A 24247-nucleotide genomic window follows, 5' to 3' on the forward strand; every position below is an offset into this window, starting at 1 on the left:
GGCGAGATCACAGGGAAGCGCCGAGCTCGGCGATCATCGTCTCGCGATGCTTGAGCGCCGCCAGCCCCGCCTCGCCCAAGACGCTGGCCACTTCACTCAACAGGCCTTGGGCGAGCAGCATGAAGGCACACATGCTGTTGCTGTAGAACAGGCTGTGATTGGGCACCGGGAAGCTGTGACGCGCGACCCGGGCCAGGGGAGAGCTCTCCGAGTCGGTCAGGGCAATGACATCGATACCGTGGCGGGCCGCGACCTCGGCCGTGGCCAGCACGCTCGGGGTGTAGGGGAAGCAGCTTGCCACCACTAGTACGTCGCCGGGGGCGAGCTGGGCCAGGGCATCGGCGACGCCTTGCCGGCCCGCGTCCAGGGGGGCGACGTCGGGGCGCAGCATCCCCAGGCCATAGGCCATGAACAGCGCCAGGGAATGGAACTGGCGCATGCCGTGGACGCGCACCCGTCGGGCCGTCGCCAGCAGCGTCACCGACTGCTCGAAGGCCGCCGGATCGATGCGCTTCAGCAGGCCCGCCATGTTGGCGCTCTCTTGCCGAACCAGCCGGCTCAGCCGGGCCAGCTCCCCCGTGTCGCCGCTCGCTTCGAGGAGGCGGGAGGCCTGGTCGCTGTAGAAGCTCTGGCCTTCGGTGACTTCACGGCGGAAGACGGCCTGCAACTGGCCGAATCCCCCATAGCCCAAGCGCTGGGCCAGGCGCGAGAGCGTCGAGGCATTGACGCCCAACTGGACCGCCAACTCGCTGATGGTGGAGACAGCGGCCTGTTGCGGTGCCTCGATAAGCAGCGCAAGTGTGTGCCGGGAGCGCTTGCCCAGCCGGATGCCCGCCTCGCCGGCTTCGATGGCCTTGAGTCGTTGCTTGAGGCCGTTCAGCGTCTGCGGGGGTGTGGTGGGGGGTTCCGTCATTGCATCGATTCACTTCTCTCGGGGCGTCGGGAGAGCATTGTAGCCTTTGACCTGCTGGGGATGCTGGGTTGGAAGTTTTTGCAAATATCAATTGCAAATTATAATAGAGCATTTATATTTTGCGTATTGTCAACCCGGAGAATTCCATGAGCCACGTCTTCCATCGCAGCCTGACGCAGGATTACCCCACAGCCGTCAAGGGCGAAGGCCCTTACCTGATCGACGATCAGGGGCGGCGTTACCTGGATGCCTGCGGTGGAGCCGCGGTCTCCTGCCTGGGGCATAGCGATGCCGCCGTCATCGAGGCCATTCGCGAGCAGGTGGGCAAGGTGGCCTACGCCCACACCGCTTTCTTCACCACCGAGCCGATGGAAACCCTGGCCGACTTCCTGATCGAGCGCGCACCCGCAGGGCTCGAGTCGGTCTACTTCGTCTCGGGTGGCTCCGAGGCGATGGAGGCGGCCTTGAAGCTGGCGCGCCAGTACTTCATCGAGATCGGCCAGCCGCAGCGTAGGCACTTGATTGCGCGCCGCCAGAGCTACCACGGCAATACGCTGGGGGCGCTCGCCACCGGGGGCAACGCCTGGCGGCGCCAGCAGTTCGAGCCGCTGCTGATCGACGTGAGCCATGTCAGCCCCTGCTATGCCTATCGTGGCCTGAAGGAGGATGAGACCCCCGAGGCCTATGCGGTGCGCCTGGCCGATGAGCTCGAGGGCGAGATCCTGCGACTCGGGCCGGAGAACGTGATGGCATTCGTGGCCGAGCCGGTGGTGGGTGCCACCATGGGTGCGGTGCCCGCGGTGTCGGGGTATTTCAAGCGGGTCCGCGAGGTGTGCGATCGCCATGGTGTGCTGCTGATCCTCGACGAGGTGATGTGTGGCATGGGGCGCACCGGCACCCTGTTCGCCGCCGAGCAGGAAGGCATCACCGCCGACCTGATCACCATCGCCAAGGGGCTCGGGGCCGGCTACCAGCCGATCGGTGCCACCCTGGTCAGCGGGCGTATCCGCGATGCCATTGCCAATGGCTCGGGCTTCTTCCAGCACGGGCATACCTATATCGGCCATGCGACGGCCTGCGCTGCGGCGCTGGCGGTACAGACGACCATTCAGGAGCGTGACCTGCTGCCGCGGGTGCGTGAGCTGGGCGAGGGACTGCAGCGGCGCCTGACCGAGCGCTTCGGCGAGCATCCCCATATCGGCGACATTCGCGGCCGGGGGCTCTTCCAGGGCTTGGAGCTGGTAGCGGATCGCACCACCAAGGCGGCATTCGAACCCGAGCGCAAGGTGCATGCACGCATAAAGAAGGCCGCCATGCAGGCGGGGCTGATGTGCTATCCGATGGGCGGTACCATCGACGGTCGTCAGGGCGATCACATCCTGCTGGCGCCGCCCTTCATCCTCGCGGAAAGCCATCTGGATGAGATCGTCGACAAGCTCGATATCGCCCTGCGCAGTGCGCTGGGCAGCCGATAGGAGATACGCATGGCCATCGAATCCCGCCTGAGCCCACTCGACGAGGCGCGCCTGGACGCAGAGCAGCGTCGCGTACTGGAGGAGATCCTCAGCGGTCCACGCGGCAACCTGGACGGCCCCTTCCTGGCATGGGTCCATAGCCCGGGCCTGGCCGATCACGCCCAGCGTCTGGGCGCCTTCTGCCGCTACGGCACGCGGCTGGAGCTGCGCCTGACCGAACTGGCGATCCTGGTCACCGCTGCCTGGTGGCGGTCCCAGGCCGAGTGGCAGATCCACGAGCCCATCGCCCGCGAGGCCGGGGTCAGCGACGCGGTGATCGAGGCGCTGCGCACGGACCAGGAGCCGGTCTTCGAACGGGATGACGAGCGCCTGATCTATCGCCTGGGCAGCACGCTCTATGCCACCCGGCGAGTCGACGAGGCGCTCTATGCCGAAGCCGTCGAGACCTTCGGCGAACCCGCGGTGGTCGAGCTGGTAGGGGTGTTCGGCTATTACGCCCTGGTGGCCATGACCCTCAACGTCTTCGCGGTGCGTCGCGACACGGATGCTCCCCTGCCGTTCAGCGAGCCGTAAGGCCGGCGCGTCGTGTTTCAAGGCATTGCCACTACGTACCGGAGCATCTCGAGGCGGTCAACGCCATGCTCGAGAGGATGGCGAAGTAAGCGTTCGGCAGAAGTTTATCAGCACTACTGAACCCGGCCACGGCCGGGTTTTTTCATGGTGTGGCCGAAGTTGCAGAAAAGGCTGGATTTTTTTGCGTGCGACTGTTGTGCTGAGGCCAAAGAGCCACAACAGGGAGCGGTTGGAATGGCCGATCATACGCTGGTATTCATCGTGCTGGGCCTGACGCTGGCCGCCTTCGTCTGGGGGCGCTTCCGCTATGATCTGGTGGCGCTGACGGCCCTGCTGGGGTCGGTTCTGTTGGGCCTGGTGCCGGGCGACGAAGCGTTTCTGGGCTTTGGCCATCCTGCGGTGATCACCGTTGCCGCGGTACTGGTGCTGAGCCGCGGCTTCGAGCGTTCCGGGGTCGTGGACGTGATCGCCGAGCAGGTGCTCAAGGTCGGCGACCGCCTCTTCCTGCAACTGGTGGCGCTGAGCGTTACCGTCGTAGTCCTCTCCGGCTTCATGAACAATGTCGGTGCCCTGGCGCTGTTGTTGCCCGTGGCCATGCGCCTGGCGCGAGAGCACGACACCTCGCCCTCCCTGCTGTTGATGCCGCTGGCCTTTGGATCGCTGCTGGGTGGACTCACCACCCTGATCGGCACGCCGCCCAATATCATTATCGCCAGCTATCGTCGCTCGGTTTCTGGCGAGGCTTTCGGGTTGTTCTCCTTTTCGCCGGTCGGTGTGGCCGTGGCCGTGGCCGGGCTGGCTTTCATACTGCTGATCGGCTGGCGGCTGGTTCCCCAGCGCGCCGGCAAGGCTTCCACCGAGGCGATGTTCGATACCGCCAACTACCTGGTCGAGCTCAAGGTCGGCGAGGACTCCAAGGCCAACGGGCTGACCCTGCGTGAGCTGCAGCGGGAGCTGGAAGAGACCATCCCGGTGCTGGCGGTAGTACGCGATGACAAGCGCCGCGCCGGCCACGCCTTCTTCGGCGTACTCAGGGAGGGCGATATTCTCATGCTGGAGGCGGGCCCCGAGGAAATGAAGCTGCTGGAGGACAAGGCTGGGCTGTCTCTCGGCGTCGAGCCGGAGGACCCGGCAGAAGAAGCAGCCGATGATGTTAGCGGGGAGCGTGTCGATCCTGTCCAGCATCAGCCGAGCAATGACAGCAACGACCAGCGGACGGAGAGGAAAGATAAGAAAGATAAGGAGAAAAAGGAAAAGAAAAAGCGGGTCGATACCGAGGGGCTCGAATTGGTCGAGGCGGTGGTGCGAACCGACTCCATGATGGTTAATCGTACCGTGAGTCAGTTACGCCTGCACAACCAGTTCGGGCTGCACCTGGTAGCGGTAGCTCGGGACGGGGGCCGGCTCAAGCAGCGCCTTCGCGATATCCGCTTTCGTGCTGGCGACGTCCTGCTGCTACAGGGTGGCGAGAGCGAGCTCTCCGAGAGCCTGGCGACGCTGGGGTGTCTGCCGCTGGCGAGCCGCAACCTGGCGCTGGGTCAGCCGCGCATGCTGCTGGTCTCGCTGGGCATCTTTGCAGCAGCCATCCTGGCCATTCTGCTGGGAGCCCTGCCCGCGGCGATAGCGCTCTCGAGTGCGGCAGTGGTCTCGCTGTTGGTGGGAGTGCTGCCGCTGCGTGACGGCTACGAGGCCATCGACGGCCCGGTGATCGTGCTGCTCGCCGCGATGATTCCGGTGGGGCAGGCGCTCGAGACCAGTGGCGGCGCGGCGCTGATCGCAGAAGCGATGCTGGTATGGGGAGGGCAGTGGCCCGCAGTGGTTACCCTGATAGTGCTCTTCGTGATCACCATGATGCTATCGGATGTCATCAATAACGCGGCAGCGGCGGTGCTGATGGCACCCATAGCCGTAAGCCTGGCCAACGGTTTCGATGCATCGATCGACCCATTCCTCATGGTTGTGGCTGTCAGCGCCTCCTGCGCTTTCCTGACCCCCATCGGCCACCAGTCCAATACCCTGGTGATGGGACCCGGTGGCTACCGTTTCGGTGACTATTGGAAGATGGGGCTGCCCTTGGAACTGGTGGTACTGGCGGTTGCGATACCGATGATTCTAATTGTGTGGCCTCTATAAGAGAGTGAAATAAGAGCCCCGGCACGGGGCCGGGGCGGAGGGTTGCTGCAGTCGAGATGAGGCGTCAGGCTGCGTTATGGCGCAGGATATTGGCCTTGTCAGTGGCGAACTCGTCGTACTCGAAGTCGTCGACGCTGAGCAGTTCCAGCACCTCGGCCTCGAAGCGGCGCATGAACTCGGCATCCTCCTCGCTGACCAGACCCTTATCCCGGGCGGCTTCCAGGCGTGCCTCGGGGTGCAGCGCCTGGCGCGGTAGCTCGCCCTTGGCATAAGCCTTGTTGACCGTGCGATAGAGCACTTCGGCGCGGTCGTAGTCGGCCAGCAGGGCGTTGTAGTGCGCCAGCGGGTTTTCCTTGACGCCATCGTCGTTCTGCCAGGTCGCCTCGATCAGCTTGGCGCGCAGAGCTGTATCGCGAGATACCGCCTGGGCGATGTCCCTGGTCAGGTGGTCGGCGGGGCGCTTCCAGCGGCGGCCCAGCGGCATCACCACGGCCCGCAGCACGCCGGCCAGGGTGCGGTTGGGCAGGTTGTCGAACAGCTCGTCGAAGGCCTGTTCGGCGCGCTGCAGCAGGTGAATGCAGCTGTAGTGCAGCAGGGCGGCTTCACTCTCGACCTTGTCGCCTTCCTGCCAGTGCTTGAGCACCATCGAAGCGAGGTAAAGGTTGGAGAGCACGTCGCCCAGCCGTGCCGAGATCATCTCGCGCTGCTTGAGGGCGGCACCGAGACTGGCCATGGCGGCATCGGCGCACAGGCTGAAGCCGGCCGACAGGCGCGCCATGTCGCGAGCGTAGGGCGCGGCGACCGCATCGAAGGGTACGCTTGGCTTGCCGATGCCGAGCCCCATGGTGAAGGCGCGGGCAGCATTGCCGAAGACCAGGGCGGCGTGGCCAAAGAAGGCGCGATCGAAGGCCGGTAGATCGTTGCTGTCCGAGGCGGCCAGCTCCTCCAGCACGAAGGGGTGGCAGCGGATGGCGCCCTGACCGAAGATCATCAGGTTGCGGGTCATGATGTTGGCACCCTCGACCGTGATCGCGACCGGGTTGGCGCTGTAACCGATGCCCAGGTAGTTGCGCGGCCCCAGGGTCACCGCCTTGCCGCCGTGGATGTCCATGGCGTCGGAGAGGACAATGCGCTGGAACTCGGTGAGTTGGCTCTTGAGGATCGCTGAGGGTACCGCCGGCTTCTCGCCGCGGTCGATGGTATTGGCGGTCTGGTAGACCGCGGCCTGGGCGATATAGCCCAGGGACGCCATGCGGGCGAGCGGTTCCTGCACACCCTCCATCTCCACCACGGGGACGTTGAACTGGCGACGAATACGGGCGAAGCCGCCGGTCCAGCCCAGGGCGTAGCGCGAGGTACCGCTGGCGCCGGAGGGCAGGGTGATGCAGCGGCCGATGGAAAGGCACTCCACCAGCATGCGCCAGCCCTGGCCGATCATCTCGGTGCCACCGATGATGGTGTCCAGCGGTACGAAGATGTCCTTGCCCTTGATCGGGCCGTTGAGGAAGGGGCTGCCGATGGGGTGATGGCGGCGGCCGATCTCCATGCCGGCAGTGTTGCGCGGCACCAGCGCCAGGGTAATGCCGCGGTCCTCCTCTTCGCCCAGCAGGTGGTCGGGGTCGAACAGGCGGAAGGCCAGGCCCACCACGGTGGCGATCGGGGCCAGGGTAATCCAGCGCTTCTCGAAGTTGAGGCGCAGGCCCAGCACCTCCTCGCCGTCGATCACCTGTTTGCACACGATGCCGGTGTCGGGCAGCGAGGTGGCATCGGAACCGGCGCGCGGGCCGGTAAGACCGAAGCAGGGGATGTCCCGCCCGTCGGCCAGACGCGGCAGGTAGTGATCCTTCTGCGCCTGGGTGCCGTACTTGAGCAACAGTTCGCCCGGGCCCAGGGAGTTGGGCACGCCCACCGTGACCATCAGCGTCTCGCTGATCGAAAGCTTCTGCAGCACCAGCGACTGCGCCTTGGCCGAGAAGCCCAGGCCGCCGTACTCCTTGGGGATGATCATGCCGAAGAAGCCTTCCTTCTTCAGGTATTGCCACAGCTCCTCGGGCAGGTCGGCGCGCTCCTTGGCGATCTCCCAGGCGTTGCACATACCGGCGGCCACGCTGCACTGATGCTCGAGAAAGCGCTGTTCCTCCTCGCTCAGGCCATCGTCGTGATAGCTCATCAGCTTGTCCCAACGCGGGCGGCCCGAGAAGAGTTCGCCATCCCAGGCCACGGTGCCGGCCTCCAGCGCGGTGCGCTCGGTATCGGACACCTTGGGCGAGACGCGCTTGAACATGGCGAACAGGCGCGGCGTGAGCCATTGGATACGCAGTGCCGGCAGGCCGGCCACGGCAACCGCCGCCGCACCGAGCAGCAGCAGAACGCCAAGCACGGGGGAGACCAGCAGACTCACCAGGCCAAGGCCGCCGAGCATTACCAGGATTGGCATGGCGCCAGCCTCTCGCCGCATTAACGCCAGCAGGCCAGCGACGGTGAGGATGAGCAGTATGAGGGTGAGCATTTCTTCAGCGCTCCCTTGGTTCATGTTTAGAACAGTTGTTTGAATGTGTCAGCCTAGCCCATCTTGCGACAGGTGGCCAGCCCAGTGAAAGGCACGAACGAAGGCGCCCCGCTCGAGGGCGGGGCGCTGTGTGGCGAGACAAAGAGCCTTAGGGAAGCGCTGAACAAATCGCCGAGCGATTCGCTCGCGCAGGCATTTGTGCAGTGTTTCCTAGGTCAGGCGGCGTTGGGGCTCGCGTCTGGCTGGGCTGTCACCGGATACGTAGTAGGGCGCATCGGAGGGCGGCAGCGGCTCGCGGCCGCAGATACGGTCGGCGATCTTCTCGGCCAGCATGATGGTCGGCGCGTTGAGGTTGCCGGTGGGTATCGCCGGGAACAGCGAGGCGTCCACCACGCGCAGCCCTTCGAGCCCATGCACGCGACCCTGGCCATCGACCACCGCGTCGTCGCCTTCGCCCATGCGACAGCTGCCACAGGGGTGGTAGGCAGTCTCGGCATGCTCGCGTACGAAGGCGTCCAGCTCCTCGTCGCTCTGCACGTCCGGCCCCGGCGAGATCTCGCGGCCGCGGTAGGCGTCCATGGCCGGCTGGGCGATGATCTCGCGGGTCAGGCGGATGCCATCGCGAAACTCCTGCCAGTCCTTCTGGGTAGACATGTAGTTGAACAGGATGCTCGGGGCGGCGGCCGGGTCACGCGAGGTCAGGCGAATGCGCCCGCGGCTCTCGGAGCGCATCGAGCCCACGTGGGCCTGGAAACCGTGTGCCTGCACCGCGCTCTTGCCGTTGTAGCTGATCGCGATGGGCAGAAAGTGATACTGCAGGTTGGGCCAGGGCTCCTCGTCGTGGGTGCGGATGAACGCACACGACTCGAACTGGTTGCTGGCGCCGATGCCGCTGCCACGCAGCAGCCACTCGGCGCCGATCTTGGGCTGGTTGAACCACTTCAGCGCCGGGTAGAGCGTGATCGGCTGCTTGCACTCGTACTGGATGTACATCTCCAGGTGATCCTGCAGGTTTTCTCCGACACCGGGCAGTTCGTGCACCACGGGGATGTCGAACTCGCGCAGGTGCTCGGGGTTGCCCACGCCCGAGCGCAGCAGGATCTGCGGCGAGGCGATGGCACCGGCACATAGCAGTACCTCACGGCGGGCACGGACCTGGTGGGTCTGGCTACGGCGCAGGTAGCGCACGCCCACGGCGCGCTTGCCCTCGAACTCGATCACGTCGGTGGTGGCGTGGGTCTCGATGGTGAGATTGTCGCGCTGCTTGGCCTGGTCGAGGTATCCCCGGGCGGTGGAGGCGCGCCGCCCCTTGGGCGTGACGAAACGGTCCATGGGACCGAAGCCCTCCTGCTGGTAGCCGTTGACGTCCTCGGTCTCGGGGTAGCCGGCCTGCACGCCGGCATCGATGAAGGCGCGATAAAGCTCGTTGTTGCCTTCCTTGGGCGTGGTAACGCTGACCGGCCCGTCACCGCCGTGGTAGGCATTGGCACCGCTGTCGCGGCACTCTGACTTCCGGAAGTAGGGCAGGCAGTTGGCGTAGCGCCAGTCCGAGAGGCCGGCCATGCCGGCCCAGTTGTCGTAATCCAGGGCGTTGCCGCGGATGTAGCACATGCCGTTGATCAGCGACGAGCCGCCGAGCCCCTTGCCGCGACCGCACTCCATGCGGCGGCCGTTCATGTGCGGTTCCGGGTCGGTCTCGAAGGCCCAGTTGTAGCGCTTGCCCTGCAGCGGGTAGGCCAGGGCGGCGGGCATCTGGGTACGGAAGTCGAAGCGGTAGTCGGGGCCGCCGGCTTCGAGCAGCAGCACGCTGACCGCCGGGTCCTCGGTGAGGCGGGTGGCCAGCACGTTGCCGGCCGAGCCGGCACCGATGATGACGTAGTCGAATTCACGAATCTGGGACATAACGATCTCCCCAAGGCTGAAACGGAAGTGGAGCTTCGGACTGCCGCAGCCTAGCCCGCGGCTGATCCGCGGACAGGTCTACGAGGGGGCGCTGTGAATCCTTCCTTGGACGCTACCGATGCCATCCATGGCATCGGACCCCCTCTACGACCTGTCCCCGGCGCCGCTCATCTTGGTGGCCGCAGCACATCTCACGGCCCGTAGCTCGAGGTATGTGGCTTAGAAGACCGACTCGAAGGGGCCCATCTCCACCTGCACCGATTTGGTCTGGGTGTAGTGGGCCAGGGTCTCGATGCCGTTCTCGCGGCCGACGCCCGACTGCTTGTAGCCGCCCACAGGCATTTCGGCCGGCGACTCACCCCAGGTGTTGATCCAGCAGATGCCAGCCTCGAGACGATGGATGGTGCGGTGCGCGCGGGCGAGGTTCTCGGTGAATACGCCGGCCGCCAGCCCGTAGTGAGTGTCGTTGGCACGCCGGATCAGCTCCTCCTCGTCGTCGAAGACGAGGATCGACATCACCGGGCCGAAGATCTCCTCGCGCACGATGCGCATGTCGTCGCTGCAATCGGTGAAGACCGTGGCGGGAGCCCAGGCGCCGCTGGCGAAATCGCCCTCGACAAGGGGCTCTCCACCGACCAGCACGCGTGCGCCGTCCTGCTTGCCGTATTCGATGTAGTCGAGCACCTTGGCCTGGTGCTCGAAGCTCACCAGCGGGCCGAAGTTTATGCTGGGGTCGAGCGGGTCGCCCGAGCGGATGCGCGCTACGCGCTCGGCGATCCTCTCCTCGAAGTCCTGCTTTACCGAACGCTCGACGAAGACCCGCGTGCCGTTGGTACAGATCTGCCCGCTGGAGTAGAAGTTGGCCATCATCGCCGCATCGGCGGCGCGGTCCAGGTCGGCGTCGGCGAAGACGATCAGCGGCGACTTGCCGCCCAGCTCCATGGTCACGTCCTTGAGGGTCGAGCCACCTGCCGCTGACATGACTTTCTTGCCGGTGCCCACTTCACCTGTGAATGACACCTTGGCGATGCCTTCATGGGCGGTCAGCATCTGGCCGACCCGGGCGTCGCCATGCACGACGTTGAACACGCCGTCGGGCAGTCCCGCCTCGGTCAAGATCTCGGCCAGCTTCATGGCTGTCAGCGGCGTCACCTCACTGGGCTTGAACACCACGGCGTTGCCCGCGGCCAGCGCCGGCGCGGCCTTCCAGCAGGCGATCTGGATCGGGTAGTTCCAGGCGCCTATGGCGCCGATCACGCCCAGCGGCTCGCGACGGGTGTAGACGAACGAGGACTCGCGCAGGGGAATCTGGGCGCCCTCGATGGCCGGGGCGAGGCCGGCATAGTATTCGAGCACGTCGGCGCCGGTGACGATGTCCACAGCGGCGGTCTCGCTGATCGGTTTTCCGGTATTGCGCGTCTCGAGTTCGGCGATCTCCTCGTTGCGCTCTCTCAGCAGCGCCACGGCCCGATTGAGAATGCGGCCGCGCTGCATGCCGGTCATGGCGGCCCAGCGGCGCTGGCCCTCACGCGCGGTGGTGACGGCGCGGTCGACGTCGGCCTGGCTGGCCTGCTCCACTTTGGCCAGCAGGCTGCCATCATAGGGATTGACGACGTCAAATGATTCGCCGGAGGTTGCTGGCTCCCGGCGGCCGTCGATGTAGAGGGTCTCGGTGTCGAAAGCTGTCATGCGGTCTCCTTCGAGGTCGCGGTGGAGGTGTCGTAACCGACGAGGAGCTGGTCGAGATAGCCGTGGGCAATGCGACGAGCACGCTCGGTATCCAGCCCTTCGGGACTGAGGGTGCCACGCAGCCACAGGCCATCGATCATGGCGGCCAGGCCGCGGGCGGCATCGCGCGCCGCGTCGTGGGGCATCAGGCGGCGGAACTGGCAGCACAGGTTGGAGTAGAGCCGCTGGTCGTTGACCTGCTGCAGGCGCTGCAACTGGGTCTTGTGCATGCTGCTGGCCCAGAAGGCGAGCCAGGTCTTGGCTGCCGGACCGGAAATCTGGCTACGATCGAAGTTGCCATCGATGATGGCACCGAGGTGGTCGCGTGGGGAGCCGTTGGCCAGCTTGCACCGTCGTGCCGCCACGGCCTGCCCCAGATCGGAGAGGACCTGGCGCATGGTGGCTTCGAGCAGGCCATCCTTGCCGCCGAAATAGTGACTGATGATCCCAGCCGATACCCCGGCATGACGGGCGATACGCAGCACCGTGGCGTCCGCCAGACCGACTTCGTCGATGGCGGCCATGGTGGCCTTGATGAGCTGGCTACGCCGGATCGGCTCCATACCTGTCTTGGGCACCCGCTGACTCCTCTTGATGCGACTGATGCGACACCACTGGCATTTTCAGCAAGCATGGCATTTTTTTATTGAACGTTCAATCAATAAAAAGGCAGACGGCTTTTGGCTTGCTTGCGCGTCTCGCTTCGTGCATAATCCTGCCGCGTTGAAGGGGCAGCGTTCCCCTGAAAAAAAGGCTACGTAGCTCAGCCGGTTAGAGCACATCACTCATAATGATGGGGTCCCCTGTTCGAATCAGGGCGTAGCCACCAGACTCTCTACACGACGCCCGCACAACTTCCCGTTGCGCGGGCGTCGTGTGTCTGAGGGCATGTCCAGGCGCGGCCTCGGGCTCAGAATCCGCCCTTGACCTTATGTGAGCGATCCGTATACTACGCACCGTGTTCAGGGCCATTCCCGGATAGCTCAGTCGGTAGAGCAAGTGACTGTTAATCACTGGGTCGCAGGTTCGAGTCCTGCTCCGGGAGCCAAGAACACAAGCTGACCCTGACGTTCGTCATTCCTCGATAGCTCAGTTGGTAGAGCAAGTGACTGTTAATCACTGGGTCGCAGGTTCGAGTCCTGCTCGAGGAGCCATCAGCTAGTTGATGCAAGCCATCAGTTGCCCCGCAAGAGGAAGTGCCCCACTTCCTGACCGCACCGTTCCCGGATAGCTCAGTCGGTAGAGCAAGTGACTGTTAATCACTGGGTCGCAGGTTCGAGTCCTGCTCCGGGAGCCAACATCTATCGCCTCACCTCGCATTTTCCCTGCGTTGTTTTCCCCCCGCATTGTTTCCCCTTGGCGCCGTACTGGCTTGTCCTGCCTTTCAGCGTGTCTCGGTCGGGTCGTGACGAGTGCCTCGTGGCGTCACGAACGCCAGGTGGCGACGCTCGATCTCGCAGGCTTCGCATGCGGGACTGAATAGGTAACCTTGATAGCCCCCGCACCCCTGATGTCGTAGGAATGCCAGCTCCTCTTCGGTCTCCACACCTTCGGCAATGGTCTTCAGGCCCAGGGTGTCGGCCAATGTGATGATGGCCCGCACGATGCCTTGGTTCTTCCTGTCTTCGTGTATCCGCTTGATGAAGCTCATGTCGATCTTGACAGTATCGATGGGAAAGTCGCGCAGGTAGGCGAGCCCCGAGTAGCCCGTGCCGAAGTCGTCGATCGACAGGGCTACGCCGAGGCGTTTCAGTGCCTGCAGCGTGGACAGGGTGTAGTCCAGGTCGAACATGGCCACATGCTCGGTGATCTCGAGTTCGAGGTCCTGTGCCGGTACTTGCCGCTCGCTGAGCCAGCGCGTCAGTTCGAGGACGAAATCGGAGCGCGAGAACAACGAAGCCGAGACGTTCACCGCTACCGGCAGTACGCGACGCCCCTCGCGGCGCCATCGCGCCAACTGGTCGATCACCGCCTTGAGCATCCAGCGGTCGATGGCGGCGATCTGTCCGCTCAGTTCGGCGACGGGGATGAAGTGTCCCGGCGGCACCAAGCCGCGCTCGGGGTGCTGCCAGCGTACCAGTGCCTCGAAGCCGACCACCTCGCCACTGGCAATGCCGAGCTTGGGTTGGTAGTGCGCCCGTAGCTCATTGCGCTGCATGGCACTGTCGAGTTCCACCCGTAGCGTCAATCGACTCTGTGCCTGATGCTGCATCTCGCTGGAATAAAACGCATAGATGCCGCGCCCACGGGCCTTGGCCTGGTACATGGCCGTGTCGGCAGCCTGGATCAGTTCATCGAGACTGGTGCCGTCGCGAGGGGCCTCGGCGATACCGATGCTGCAACCGATGTGCACCGGTTGTTCCTCGAGCCGGTAGGGCTGTCGCACGCTTCTGATCAGACGCTTTGCGAGTGAGCGTGCCTCCTGACGACGGCCGGACAGCAGGACGACGAACTCGTCGCCGCCGAAGCGGGCCAGCGTATCGCCATCGCGCAGTTCGCCGTGCAGCCGGGCGGAAACCAACTGCAGCAGGAGGTCGCCCTGCTGGTGGCCCATGGCATCGTTGACGTGCTTGAACTCGTCCAGATCCACGAACAGCACGGAGAGGGTCAGCGGCCCATTGCCCGCCTGCTCGACCGCGTGTTGGAAGCGATTCTCCAGCAACAGACGGTTGGGCAGTCCCGTCAAGGTATCGTAGTTGGCGAGATTGAGGATCTTCTGCTCGGCCCGTACCTGTGCCGAGACGTCTTCCATTACCGAAATGAAATGCTCGATCTGGCCGTCCTCCCCCCGAACCGCGGTGATGGTGCCGCGCTGGGGGTAGTGCTCGCCATCCTTGCGGGCGTTCCAGAACTCCCCGGCCCAATGGCCCTCCGTCAGCAGACTGCGCCACAGCGATTCGTAAAAGGCGCTATCCTGCCGGCCTGACTGGAGCATGCGGGGATTGCGACCGACGACCTCCTGTCGGCTATGGCCCGTGATCCGCGTGAAGGAGGGGTTGACGTCGAGAATATGGCCACTGGCGTCGGCGATGATGATGGATTCGTGGCTGTGCTCGAAGACTTCCGAGGCCAGCTTCAGGCGTTGACGATCCGACTGCATGTTCAGGGCAAAGGCGATGTCACCGGCCAGTTCGTCGAACAGACGTACCATGTCGTCATCGAGGCCATCGCGCTGCCGGCTGAATACCGTCAGCACGGCCTGGACCGGCTTGCCCTCCGGTTTGATGGGGAATGCGGCCATGGCGCCAGGCTCATTCTGCAGAGAAGCCGGGGACGCATCTGGCCGCCAATCATGCCGAATGACATGACGGTTATCCGCCAGCGCCTGACGTACCAGGTCATGGTCGGGGTGGCAACTCCCCGCCGCTAACACGCCGCTTCCCTTGCGTGCACAGATCGAGTTGGCAGGTTGGCCGCCGGCGCCCGTTCGTGCGGCGTGTACCGGCGTGATGCAGGCCAGGCGGAAGCTGCTCTCGGCAACGATGATTTCACACATTCGCCCATAGAGCTGGGTCGGCGTCAGCTTGAGGTTGATCAGCGCCTGATTGGCGTTGCTCAGCATCTCGTACATGTCGCGCATCTTCTGCACCCGGATCAGAACGCGTCGGCGCTCGTCGATCAGGCTGCCGAGCAACCAAACGACCATCTGGTTGATCAACAGGAACACCGACAGGGCAGTCAGGCTGCGCTGAGCGCTACCGGGGGTATCGCCGGCTCCCAGGGCATCGGCCACGCCTGCGACCAGACTTGCCGACAGGACCACGAACAGGCTGGCCGTCAGGGGAAGCCGTATGGCGGCGATCAGCAGGAGAGGGGTCAGCAGGAAGCTGTAGGTGGCCAACGTCCTGTCGGCTGGGTTGTTCACACTGAAGATCAAGGCCGATGCCAGGCAGGTGAGCGCCCAGAGCGTCGCCGATTCCCAGTTGAACGGGCGGGCGCTGGACTCGGGCCCACTGCTGCGGGGGAGGTGGAAGAGCAGCACCAACAGGGGGGCGAAAAGAAGCAGGCCGTTCAGGCGCTGGATGAACCACCACAGCCACTCGGAAATGAAAGGTTCATCGGGGTCGGACAGGCCCAGCGCCGTCAGGCTGGACGACAGCGTTGCCGGCAGCAGGCAGCCCCATAGCAGGAAGTGCAGTATGCCGCGCTGCGTACTGGGGCCAAGCCCTTCGGGGGCGAAGTGCAGCAGCAACTGGGCGCCGAGCCAGGCCTGTGCGACCAGGGGCAAGCTGATCCAGAGGGCGGTGAGAGGCGGCGTACCCAACAGGCCGATGCGCAGGCCGAGATCGAGCAGCAGGACCGTACACGAGAAACGCAGCCGTTCCCGGGCGTGAGGGAGTGGCAGCACGAGCAAGGCAGCAAGCAGAATGCCTCCCTGCGGTAGCATCAAACTGAATCCGTGGTTTGGATTGCGCAGTGCATAAGCCGCCAGCGAGAGCACCGTATAGGCCAGCAACCAGCCCGCCCAGTGACGGCTTGCACTCCGGGCCGAGCCAACCAACCGATGAATCACCATACGAAGTCTTCCCATGGAGGCGTAGGCTGGCAATTTGGGGGCTGGGAGCGGGCGGATGGCTCGCCAGCCATTACCAGGGACATTCTCGTCGATCTGGTGCCCCACGCCATCAACGCAGCGTGGACGCGCCCGGCTGGGCTGCCCGCAAGCTTGTCGCGAAGTTCCGTATCGTGAAAGGGGCCGAGCCTCCCATACCGGGTGATACTACTAGGGAAGCGGGTGAGAGTTGATGACGCATCTCATGATTATGCTTGGGCGATCGCTCAAGCATCCTGTGGGGTGCAGGGAGAGTGAGCTCAGGGAGGGGAGGGCTGTGAGACGACGAGGGGCGGGTCCCTTGCGAGGACCCGTCCCGGGAGGGGGGCTTAGTAGCGGCCGGCCAGGCGGCGTTCGGTCAGCTCGGCGTAGTCGGCAAGGATGGCCGCGGCTTCGACCATCTGGACACGCTCAACCGGCTCGTCCTCGGTCTCCTCTTCTTCGCCTCGGGCGTCGATCAGCTCGTCCAGCGGCTCCAGGCCCAGGGCCTTGCGCCGGCGGTTTTCCAGCGCCAACTGCTCGGCATCGCGGCTCTCCACCTCTTTCTGGCGCTGCTCACGGTCGAGGCTGACGCTGGTGTGTTCTTCACGCAGCCGACGCGCCAGGTCCACACGCTCCTTCAGGTAAACGAAGTTGGGATGGGAGTCGGCCCTTTCGCGGTGCCGGGAGCGCAGGGTCTCGAGATACTCCCACGGCTCGCCGTAATGGCGATACTGAACGGCCTGGACGGTATCCCACTCCAGCGCGTTGTCCAGGCTGCTCTCGCCGATTCGTTCCGGGTCGACCATGTCGGGAAAGAGAATGTCGGGCTCGACGCCCCGGTTCTGGGTGCTCTCGCCCGAGATGCGGTAGAACTTGGCGCGAGTCAGTTTGATCTGGCCGTGGCTGAGGTCGTTCAGGGTCTGCACGGTACCCTTGCCGAAGGTGGCGCTTCCCAACACCAGGCCGCGACCATAGTCCTGGATGGCACCGGCGAAGATTTCGGAAGCCGAGGCCGACAACCGGTTGACCAGCACGGCCAGGGGGCCGTCGTAGATGGTGCCGGTCTCGGTATCGCCATACAGGCTGATGCGCCCGCGTGCATCGCGCACCTGGACGGTGGGGCCGCGGTCGATGAACAGACCGAGCAGTGAGTTGGCTTCCTGCAGGGCGCCGCCGCCGTTGTTGCGCAGGTCGAGCATGATGCCGTCGATGCCTTCCTGCTTGAGCCGTTCGACCTCACGTGCCACGTCGCGAGTGGTGCTGCGGAATTCCTCTGCGCCGGACTGCCAGGCGTCGAAATCGACGTAGAAGGTGGGGATGGTGATCACGCCGATGCGCTTGACCCCATCATCGCGCTCCACCTCTATGATCTCGCCCTTCGCCGCCTGGTCCTCGAGGTTGACGGTATCGCGGGTGATCTTGACCTCGTGCGAGCGTGTCATGTCCACGGCTTCTGCCGGCACGACATCGAGACGCACCACGGTACCCTTGGGGCCGCGAATGAGGTCGACCACTTCGTCCAGTCGCATGCCGACGACATTGACGGTTTCTTCCTCGTCATCCTGGCCCACACCGACGATACGGTCAGCGGGTTCGAGCACGCCCGCGCGATCCGCCGGGCCGCCGGGTACCAGGCTGGTGACCTTCACGTACTCGCCATCCGACTGCAGCATGGCGCCGATGCCTTCCAGCGACAGACGCATCTGGATGTCGAACGATTCGCCCTGGCGCGGGGAGAGGTATTCGGTATGCGGGTCGATGCTGCTGGTCACCGCGGCCATGAACAGGCCGAACACGTCCTCGCCGTTGGTCTGGCGCAGGCGCGTGAGCTGGCCCTCGTAGCGCTGGCGCAGGTTGTTCTCTATCTCCTCCTCGTCCTGACCGCTGATATCCAGGGTGAGGGCGTCGTTCTTCAGGCGCTTGCTCCACAGTTCATCGAGTTCGGCTTCGCTGTTGGGCCACGGCGCCTCACGGCGGTCCAGGTCGAGGCGCTTGTCAGTTTCGTAGGTGAATTCGAGGCCTTCATCCAGGGCGTCGAGCAGCCATTCGAAGCGGCTTTCCGCGCGATCGTGATAACGCTGGTAGAGCTGGTAGACGGTAGCCAGATCGCCTTCGAAGAGCATGTCGTCGATGCGCTCCTCCAGGTGGCGAAATTCCTCGACGTCGCTCTCGAGCAGGAAGGAGCGTTGACCGTCGAGAATGTCGAGATAACGCTCGAAGGCCAATCGCGACCAGGTGTCATCGAGAGCGGTGTCGGCATAATGGCCGTAGCGCAGTGACTCGGCCACTTCGACTGCGGCGAGACGCTGGTCTTCGCCGGGCTGGATCTGGGCAAGCGCCAGTTGAGCGCACGACAGCAGCAGCGCCAGCGTCAGGACCGCTGTGCGCCGAATAACGACAAACTGGCTCATCAATGAAGCACCCCTGGTTTCGTGTACACTTCCTTCCCTAGACAAGCGTATGCCCTATGAGTTGCCAAAGGCAGACATCGCATTGTAGCAGTTCTTGCCTCAACCACGACCCCTGATGAGGATCCTCATGTCTCGGGAAGCCCGTCTCGAGCGTCTGCTCGATTTTCTGCACCGTTCCCCCACGCCCTGGCATGCCGTCTCGACCATGGCCGAGCGGCTCGATGCCGCCGGTTTCCGGCGGCTCGACGAGAGCCAGGCCTGGCAGCTCTCGCCGGGCGAGCGGATCTACGTCACGCGCAACGACTCCTCTATCGTGGCTCTGCAGCTGCCCCCTGCGGGGCTCGAGACGCTGCGCATGATCGGCGCTCATACCGATAGCCCCGGCTTGCGGCTCAAGCCGCATGCTGCCCAGGCGGCAGCAGGCTGGCTGCAGCTCGGCGTCGAGCTCTATGGCGGCGTGCTGCTGGCCCCCTGGTACGACCGCGACCTGGGGTTGGCCGGGCGCGTTCACGTGCGCCATCCCGACGGTCGCCTCGAGGGCGTGCTGCTGAACGTGGACCGGCCGGTCGCCATCATTCCCAGCCTGGCAATTCATCTCGACCGCGAGGTCAACAGCGGAAGGGCGATCAACGCCCAGACCCAGATGCCGCCGGTATTCCTGCAGGGCGGGGAGAAGGCCGACCTGCAGCGGCTGCTGCTCGAGTGGCTGGAGAACCAGCACGGCATTACCGGTGCCGAGATCCTGGACTTCGAGCTGGCGCTATACGACGTGCAGCCGCCGGCGCGGGTCGGCGTCGAGCGGGAGCTGGTGGCCAGCGCACGCCTCGACAACCTGCTCTCCTGCTTCATCGGTCTCGAGGCGCTGCTGGAGTGCGATGGCAGCCAGGGCGTGGTGCTGGTCGCCAACGACCACGAGGAGGTCGGCAGTGCCAGTGCTTGCGGCGCCCAAGGGCCGTTCCTCGGCGACGTGCTGCGGCGAGTCAATGGACAGCTCGGCGAGCCGGGTGACGAGGGATTCATTCGCTTGATCCAGGCCTCGCTGATGATCTCCTGCGACAATGCCCATGCCCTGCACCCCAACTTCAGCGAGAAGCACGACGCTGCCCATGGGCCGGCACTCAACGGCGGCCCGGTGATCAAGGTCAATGCCAACCAGCGCTACGCCACCAACAGTGCCACTTCGGCGCTGTTCCGCGACGTCTGTCGCGAGGCCGAGGTACCGGTGCAGACCTTCGTCACCCGGGCCGACATGGGCTGCGGCAGTACCATCGGCCCGATTACAGCCACCGAACTCGGCGTGCCGACGCTGGACGTGGGGGTGCCGCAGTGGGCCATGCACTCGATCCGCGAGACGGCGGGCAGCCACGATGTCGAGTACCTGACACGGGCGCTGGTCGCCTTCGCCAACCGTCCGCGGCTGGCCTGAGTCGCCACCACGAAAAACCCGGCGCCAGTAGGCGCCGGGTTTTTTTCGATCTCTGGTGGCTACGCCCTGACTCGAACAGGGGACCCCATCATTATGAGTGATGTGCTCTAACCAACTGAGCTACGTAGCCAATCAACGGAGGCGAAGTCTACGGATTCGGCTCTTCGAGGTCAAGGTTTCTGGCTACACATTGAAGCGGAAGTGGATCACGTCGCCGTCCTGGACCACGTATTCCTTGCCCTCCAGGCGCCACTTGCCGGCATCCTTGGCGCCCTGTTCGCCGCCCAGGGTGACGAAGTCGTCATAGGCGATGACTTCGGCGCGGATGAAGCCCTTCTGAAAGTCAGTATGGATCACGCCCGCCGCTTCGGGGGCGGTGGCGCCGACCTTGACCGTCCAGGCGCGGACTTCCTTGACGCCCGCGGTGAAGTAGGTCTGCAGGCCGAGCAGCTCGTAGCCGGCGCGGATCACGCGGTCGAGCCCCGGTTCTTCCATGCCCATCTCGCCGAGGAACATGGCGCGTTCGTCGTCGTCCAGCTCGGCAATTTCGGCTTCGAGCTGGTTGCACACCGGCACCACCACGGCGCCTTCCTCGGCGGCGATTTCGTTCACCACGTCGAGGTAGGGATTGTTGTCGAAGCCGTCCTCGTTGACGTTGGCGATATACATGGTCGGCTTGAGCGTCAGGAAGCCGAAGCTCTTGAGCTGGCGCTGCTCGTCGCCATCGAGGCCAAAGCTTCTCAGCGGCTGGCCCTCGGCCAGATGGGGCTGGATGCGCTCCAGTATTGCCTTGGTGGAGATGGCGTCCTTGTCGCCGCCCTTGGCTACGCGGACCAGGCGCTGGATGGCCCGCTCGACGGTGTCGAGGTCGGCCAGCGCCAATTCCATGTTGATGATCTCGATGTCCGCGCGCGGATCGACCTGGTTGGCCACGTGAATGACGTTGTCGTTGTCGAAACAGCGCACCACATGGGCAATGGCCTGCGTCTCGCGGATGTTGGCCAGGAACTGGTTGCCGAGCCCCTCGCCCTTCGAGGCGCCCGCCACCAGGCCGGCGATGTCGACGAACTCCATGGTGGTGGGGATCACCTTCTGCGGCTTGACGATCTCGGCCAGCTTATCGAGCCGAGGGTCGGGCATCGGCACGATGCCGACGTTGGGTTCGATGGTGCAGAAGGGGAAATTCTCGGCGTCGATGCCGGACTTGGTCAGGGCATTGAAGAGGGTCGACTTGCCGACGTTGGGCAGACCGACGATACCGCAGTTGAAACCCATGATGGTGTCCTAGTGAGATATGGCGGGTGGCGCTCGCAACGGGCGCTATTCTAGTTCACCCTTGGAAACTGTGCAGCCGGCTCATGGCGCGGGCCCAGTCGCCTGACACGGCGAGCGGCAGCGTGGCCAAGCACTCATTGAGCGCGGCGCCGATGGCCTTGAGCTCCGCCTTCCCGGGGCGCCCCAGCACATAGTTCGTGACCTGGCGGGAGTCGCCGGGGTGGCCGATGCCGATGCGCAGCCGATTGAAGCCCTTTTCGCCCAGCGCGCTGACGATGTCGCGCAGACCGTTGTGTCCGCCGTGGCCGCCACCCTGCTTGTAGCGGGCGGTGCCGGGGGCGATATCCAGTTCGTCGTGGGCTACCAGCAGCTCGTCGGGGGCGATCTTGTAGAACTGGCACAAGGCTGCGACGGCGCCACCGCTGCGATTCATGAAGGTGGTGGGCTCGAGCAGGTGCAGCTCGTTTCCGTCGAGCAGAACCTTGGCATAAAGGCCGAGGAACTTCTTCTCCGGGCGCAGCTCTGTGCCGGCCTGGCGAGCCAGGATCTCGACCAGCCAGGCGCCGGCATTGTGGCGAGTGGCGGCGTAGTTGTCACCGGGGTTGCCCAGCCCGATGATCGCCTTGATCTGGGGCATGCGGGGCCTCCAAACAAAAACAAGCGCCGCAGCGCTTGATTGGGTTGGGGGCTGCCCCTGGGCAGCCCCGACAGCGCGGTTTACTCGGCGCTGTTCTCGCCTTCCTCACCTTCTTCGCCTTCGTCCGCTTCGCCGCGAACTTTCGGCTTGGTGATGCTCAGCACGGCGTTGTCGTGGTCGGCGCCATGGGTCAGTTCGACCAGGGTGACGCCAGCCGGCAGCTTGAGGTCGGAGAGGTGCAGGGTAGTGCCCAGCTCGACTTCGCTGATGTCGACTTCCAGGAAGTCCGGCAGATCCTTCGGCAGGCAGCTGATCTGGACTTCGTTGGAGAGCACGTGCAGCTCGCCGCCATGGTCCTTGATGCCCTTGGACTTCTCTTCGCCCACCACGTGAAGCGGTACACTGATGGTGATCTCGTGGGTGGCATCCACGCGCATGAAGTCGGCATGGGTGATCAGCGGCTTGTACGGGTGACGCTGCAGATCACGCACCACGACCTGTTCCTTCTGGCCGTCGACGACGAGGTTGAGCACCGAGGAGAAGAAGGTTTCGTCTTCGATGGCCTTGTAGAAGGCGGCCTTCTCGACAGAGATCGGCTGGGGTGCCTTCTCGCCACCATAGATGATGGCTGGCACTTCGAGGTTCGCACGACGCAGGCGGCGGCTCGCACCTTTCCCCAGGTCGTTACGAACGCTGGCATTGAGTGTGAAATCGGACATGTTGTTGCCTCTTGCTGAATGTAAGGGAGACGTGCGACCCGCGACCTGATCGCGACGTTCCCGAAAGCCCCCGTGGGGGCGCTACTCCGGCGCCCTGTTCATGCTGAGAGCCGTTGAGAATCTCAGTGGAACATGGCGCTGACGGATTCTTCGTTGCTGACCCGACGGATCGCCTCGGCGATCAGGCCGGCCACGCTGAGCTGACGAATCTTGCCGCTGCGACGGGCGACGTCGGACAGCGGAATGGTGTCGGTGACCACCACCTCGTCGAGTACCGAGCTGGTGATGTTCTCCACCGCCGGGCCCGAGAGGATCGGGTGGGTGGCATAGGCCACCACGCGACGCGCGCCGTGGTCCTTCAGCGCGTCGCCGGCCTTGCACAGGGTGCCGGCGGTATCGATCATGTCGTCCACCACCACGCAGGTGCGGTTCTCGATCTCGCCGATGATGTGCATCACCTGGGCTTGATTGGCCTGGGGGCGACGCTTGTCGATGATGGCGAGGTCGGCATTGAGCTGCTTGGCGATGGCGCGGGCGCGAACCACGCCGCCCACGTCCGGCGACACCACCACCAGGTCGTCGTAGTTCTGGCGCTCGATATCGTCGAGCAGGATCGGCGAGCCGTAGACGTTATCCACCGGCACGTCGAAGAAGCCCTGAATCTGGTCGGCGTGCAGGTCCATGGTCATCACCCGGTCGACGCCGGCCTTGACCATCATGTCGGCTACTACCTTGGCCGAGATCGGTACCCGAGCGGAACGCACCCGACGGTCCTGGCGCGCGTAGCCGAAGTAGGGCACCACGGCGGTAATCCGGGTAGCCGAGGCCCGGCGCAGGGCATCCACCATCAGGATCAGTTCCATCAGGTTGTCATTGGTCGGTGCGCAGGTGGACTGCAGGATGAAGACATCCTTGCCGCGAACGTTTTCATTGATCTCGACCGCGATTTCGCCATCGCTGAACTGCCCGACTGTGGCATTGCCCATGCGAGTATCGAGACTCTCGGCGATTTTCTGGGCGAGTTCGGGATTGGCATTCCCGGCAAAAACCATCAATTTTGACACGCGCATCCACCTATGCAGTGTTGGGGAGCTCTGTTGGTGATGAACCTGGGGCCGCAAGCGCATCGAGTCGGATGCTTGCTGGCATGTTCATCGACCTAGAGCAGCATGTAGCGGGGAGAGATTCAGGCCGCGGGCAGTGAAAGCAGTATAGCGGCCCGGCAGGTCGGCCAGTAGACGCCTCGCCGTGGCTTCCGAGTCCAGCCGGGCGAAGAGGCAGGCACCGGTTCCCGTCAGCATGGCGGGTGCCCGGCTGCCTAGCCAGTCGAGCGCTTCGGCGACTTGCGGATAGAGTGACCTGACCGTTGGCTCGCAGTCGTTGTGCCAGCTGGGCGCTCCCCCCTGCAGTGCGCGCGCCATGGTAATCGGGGGCGTGTTACGTGTCAATTGCGCCGCCCCGAACACCGCGCCGGTGGCGACCTCGATACCGGGGTGGACGACCAGGAACCACGGGGTATCGAGAGCGACCGGCGTGAGCTTCTCTCCCACGCCTTCGGCCCAGGCGGCGTGGCCGCGGACGAACACCGGCACGTCGGCGCCGAGGCGCAGGCCTAACTCCGCCAACCGGTCGAGCGTGAGATCGAGCTGCCAGAGCCGGTCGAGGCCGAGCAGGGTGGTGGCGGCGTCGCTGCTGCCGCCGCCCAGGCCGCCGCCCATGGGCAGGCGCTTGGTCAACTGGATGTCGGCACCCAGCTGGCAACCTGTCTCGGCCTGCAGCAGCCGAGCTGCCCGTACGACCAGATTGTCGCTATCAGCCAGCCCGACAATGGGTGGGGTCAGCCGTATTTCTTCATCTTCTCTGCGCCGCAGCCGCAAGGTGTCGCCATGATCGAGAAACTGGAACAGCGTTTGCAGTTCATGGTAGCCGTCGGCTCGGCGGCCGGTGATGTGCAGCATGCGGTTGAGCTTGGCCGGCGCCGGCAAGACGAGCTCGTCCAACGATTCCATCAG

At 64.5% G+C, this 24247-nt stretch carries 16 protein-coding genes and 5 tRNA genes; 8 read left to right on the plus strand and 13 right to left on the minus strand.

Annotated features, from left to right (window positions below; all coding sequences use genetic code 11):
• Positions 1 to 7 precede the first annotated feature (7 nt).
• Positions 8 to 913, minus strand: coding sequence for a MurR/RpiR family transcriptional regulator (locus ACRWQA_RS07240; protein ID WP_434227777.1), 906 nt, complete (start codon positions 911 to 913; stop codon positions 8 to 10).
• A gap of 146 nt (positions 914 to 1059) precedes the next feature.
• Here ACRWQA_RS07240 and ACRWQA_RS07245 point away from each other — a divergent pair, with 146 nt between their 5' ends.
• The 3 genes from ACRWQA_RS07245 (at position 1060) to ACRWQA_RS07255 (ending at position 5094) form a co-directional block, all read left to right on the plus strand.
• On the plus strand, positions 1060 to 2388 hold the full coding sequence (locus ACRWQA_RS07245; RefSeq protein ID WP_263580486.1) for an aspartate aminotransferase family protein: 1329 nt from the start codon (positions 1060 to 1062) through the stop codon (positions 2386 to 2388).
• A 9-nt stretch (positions 2389 to 2397) separates the two neighbouring features.
• Positions 2398 to 2961: a carboxymuconolactone decarboxylase family protein gene (locus tag ACRWQA_RS07250; protein ID WP_263580485.1), complete on the plus strand. Its 564-nt coding sequence runs from the start codon at positions 2398 to 2400 to the stop codon at positions 2959 to 2961.
• A gap of 234 nt (positions 2962 to 3195) precedes the next feature.
• Complete coding sequence (locus ACRWQA_RS07255) at positions 3196 to 5094, plus strand: SLC13 family permease (RefSeq protein ID WP_263580484.1); 1899 nt, start codon at positions 3196 to 3198, stop codon at positions 5092 to 5094.
• Between the two features lie 64 nt (positions 5095 to 5158).
• Here ACRWQA_RS07255 and ACRWQA_RS07260 read toward each other — a convergent pair whose 3' ends face one another.
• The 4 genes from ACRWQA_RS07260 to betI all read right to left on the minus strand — a co-directional run bounded on the left by ACRWQA_RS07260 (position 5159) and on the right by betI (position 11811).
• Entirely contained in the window at positions 5159 to 7603 is a 2445-nt protein-coding gene (locus tag ACRWQA_RS07260) for an acyl-CoA dehydrogenase (RefSeq protein WP_434227774.1), read from the minus strand.
• Between the two features lie 210 nt (positions 7604 to 7813).
• Positions 7814 to 9505, minus strand: a complete 1692-nt coding sequence (gene betA, locus ACRWQA_RS07265) for a choline dehydrogenase (RefSeq protein WP_434227773.1) — start codon at positions 9503 to 9505, stop codon at positions 7814 to 7816.
• A gap of 219 nt (positions 9506 to 9724) precedes the next feature.
• Positions 9725 to 11194, minus strand: coding sequence for a betaine-aldehyde dehydrogenase (gene betB, locus ACRWQA_RS07270; RefSeq protein ID WP_434227771.1), 1470 nt, complete (start codon positions 11192 to 11194; stop codon positions 9725 to 9727).
• Positions 11191 to 11811 (minus strand): transcriptional regulator BetI, encoded by a 621-nt coding sequence (gene betI / locus ACRWQA_RS07275; RefSeq protein ID WP_263580480.1) that lies wholly within the window; start codon positions 11809 to 11811, stop codon positions 11191 to 11193. The genes betB and betI overlap by 4 nt, the downstream gene beginning before the upstream one ends.
• Before the next feature lie 174 nt (positions 11812 to 11985).
• On the opposite strand from betI, the gene ACRWQA_RS07280 reads away from it, so the two are divergent.
• The 4 genes from ACRWQA_RS07280 (at position 11986) to ACRWQA_RS07295 (ending at position 12530) form a co-directional block, all read left to right on the plus strand.
• Positions 11986 to 12062 (plus strand) — tRNA-Met (locus ACRWQA_RS07280).
• Positions 12063 to 12205: 143 nt separating this feature from the next.
• Positions 12206 to 12281 (plus strand) — tRNA-Asn (locus ACRWQA_RS07285).
• A 30-nt stretch (positions 12282 to 12311) separates the two neighbouring features.
• Positions 12312 to 12387, plus strand: a tRNA-Asn gene (locus tag ACRWQA_RS07290).
• 67 nt (positions 12388 to 12454) lie between these two features.
• Positions 12455 to 12530, plus strand: a tRNA-Asn gene (locus tag ACRWQA_RS07295).
• A gap of 87 nt (positions 12531 to 12617) precedes the next feature.
• On the opposite strand, the gene ACRWQA_RS07300 is transcribed toward ACRWQA_RS07295, so the two are convergent.
• Positions 12618 to 15749 carry a bifunctional diguanylate cyclase/phosphodiesterase gene (locus ACRWQA_RS07300; RefSeq protein ID WP_434227769.1) on the minus strand — a complete coding sequence of 1044 codons (3132 nt, stop codon included), beginning with the start codon at positions 15747 to 15749 and terminating at the stop codon, positions 12618 to 12620.
• 365 nt (positions 15750 to 16114) lie between these two features.
• Positions 16115 to 18178 (minus strand): carboxy terminal-processing peptidase, encoded by a 2064-nt coding sequence (locus tag ACRWQA_RS07305; protein ID WP_434227767.1) that lies wholly within the window; start codon positions 18176 to 18178, stop codon positions 16115 to 16117.
• Between the two features lie 127 nt (positions 18179 to 18305).
• Between ACRWQA_RS07305 and ACRWQA_RS07310 the strand changes: the two genes are divergently transcribed.
• Positions 18306 to 19604, plus strand: a complete 1299-nt coding sequence (locus ACRWQA_RS07310; protein WP_263580477.1) for a M18 family aminopeptidase — start codon at positions 18306 to 18308, stop codon at positions 19602 to 19604.
• Between the two features lie 53 nt (positions 19605 to 19657).
• Here ACRWQA_RS07310 and ACRWQA_RS07315 read toward each other — a convergent pair.
• The 6 genes from ACRWQA_RS07315 to ispE form a co-directional block, all read right to left on the minus strand.
• Positions 19658 to 19734, minus strand: a tRNA-Met gene (locus ACRWQA_RS07315).
• 53 nt (positions 19735 to 19787) lie between these two features.
• Complete coding sequence (gene ychF / locus ACRWQA_RS07320; protein ID WP_263580476.1) at positions 19788 to 20879, minus strand: redox-regulated ATPase YchF; 1092 nt, start codon at positions 20877 to 20879, stop codon at positions 19788 to 19790.
• Between the two features lie 55 nt (positions 20880 to 20934).
• Positions 20935 to 21516, minus strand: a complete 582-nt coding sequence (pth, locus tag ACRWQA_RS07325) for an aminoacyl-tRNA hydrolase (RefSeq protein ID WP_434227766.1) — start codon at positions 21514 to 21516, stop codon at positions 20935 to 20937.
• An 80-nt stretch (positions 21517 to 21596) separates the two neighbouring features.
• On the minus strand, positions 21597 to 22235 hold the full coding sequence (locus ACRWQA_RS07330) for a 50S ribosomal protein L25/general stress protein Ctc (protein WP_263580474.1): 639 nt from the start codon (positions 22233 to 22235) through the stop codon (positions 21597 to 21599).
• Between the two features lie 122 nt (positions 22236 to 22357).
• Positions 22358 to 23299: a ribose-phosphate pyrophosphokinase gene (locus ACRWQA_RS07335; protein ID WP_263580473.1), complete on the minus strand. Its 942-nt coding sequence runs from the start codon at positions 23297 to 23299 to the stop codon at positions 22358 to 22360.
• Positions 23300 to 23386: 87 nt separating this feature from the next.
• Positions 23387 to 24244 carry a 4-(cytidine 5'-diphospho)-2-C-methyl-D-erythritol kinase gene (ispE, locus tag ACRWQA_RS07340; RefSeq protein WP_434227763.1) on the minus strand — a complete coding sequence of 286 codons (858 nt, stop codon included), beginning with the start codon at positions 24242 to 24244 and terminating at the stop codon, positions 23387 to 23389.
• Between the last annotated feature and the right edge of the window lie 3 nt (positions 24245 to 24247).

This window comes from Billgrantia sp. C5P2 (assembly GCF_051062895.2).

Bases quoted from the DNA above. Each gene is read 5' to 3' on its own strand.
- betA (WP_434227773.1), bottom strand. From the start codon at position 9,505: ATGTCCCAGATTCGTGAATTCGACTACGTCATCATCGGTGCCGGCTCG.
- ACRWQA_RS07260 (WP_434227774.1), bottom strand. From the start codon at position 7,603: ATGCTCACCCTCATACTGCTCATCCTCACCGTCGCTGGCCTGCTGGCG.
- pth (WP_434227766.1), bottom strand. From the start codon at position 21,516: ATGCCCCAGATCAAGGCGATCATCGGGCTGGGCAACCCCGGTGACAAC.
- ACRWQA_RS07255 (WP_263580484.1), top strand. From the start codon at position 3,196: ATGGCCGATCATACGCTGGTATTCATCGTGCTGGGCCTGACGCTGGCC.
- ychF (WP_263580476.1), bottom strand. From the start codon at position 20,879: ATGGGTTTCAACTGCGGTATCGTCGGTCTGCCCAACGTCGGCAAGTCG.
- ACRWQA_RS07245 (WP_263580486.1), top strand. From the start codon at position 1,060: ATGAGCCACGTCTTCCATCGCAGCCTGACGCAGGATTACCCCACAGCC.
- ACRWQA_RS07310 (WP_263580477.1), top strand. From the start codon at position 18,306: ATGTCTCGGGAAGCCCGTCTCGAGCGTCTGCTCGATTTTCTGCACCGT.
- ACRWQA_RS07305 (WP_434227767.1), bottom strand. From the start codon at position 18,178: ATGAGCCAGTTTGTCGTTATTCGGCGCACAGCGGTCCTGACGCTGGCG.
- ispE (WP_434227763.1), bottom strand. From the start codon at position 24,244: ATGGAATCGTTGGACGAGCTCGTCTTGCCGGCGCCGGCCAAGCTCAAC.
- ACRWQA_RS07240 (WP_434227777.1), bottom strand. From the start codon at position 913: ATGACGGAACCCCCCACCACACCCCCGCAGACGCTGAACGGCCTCAAG.
- ACRWQA_RS07330 (WP_263580474.1), bottom strand. From the start codon at position 22,235: ATGTCCGATTTCACACTCAATGCCAGCGTTCGTAACGACCTGGGGAAA.
- betB (WP_434227771.1), bottom strand. From the start codon at position 11,194: ATGACAGCTTTCGACACCGAGACCCTCTACATCGACGGCCGCCGGGAG.
- ACRWQA_RS07300 (WP_434227769.1), bottom strand. From the start codon at position 15,749: ATGGTGATTCATCGGTTGGTTGGCTCGGCCCGGAGTGCAAGCCGTCAC.
- ACRWQA_RS07250 (WP_263580485.1), top strand. From the start codon at position 2,398: ATGGCCATCGAATCCCGCCTGAGCCCACTCGACGAGGCGCGCCTGGAC.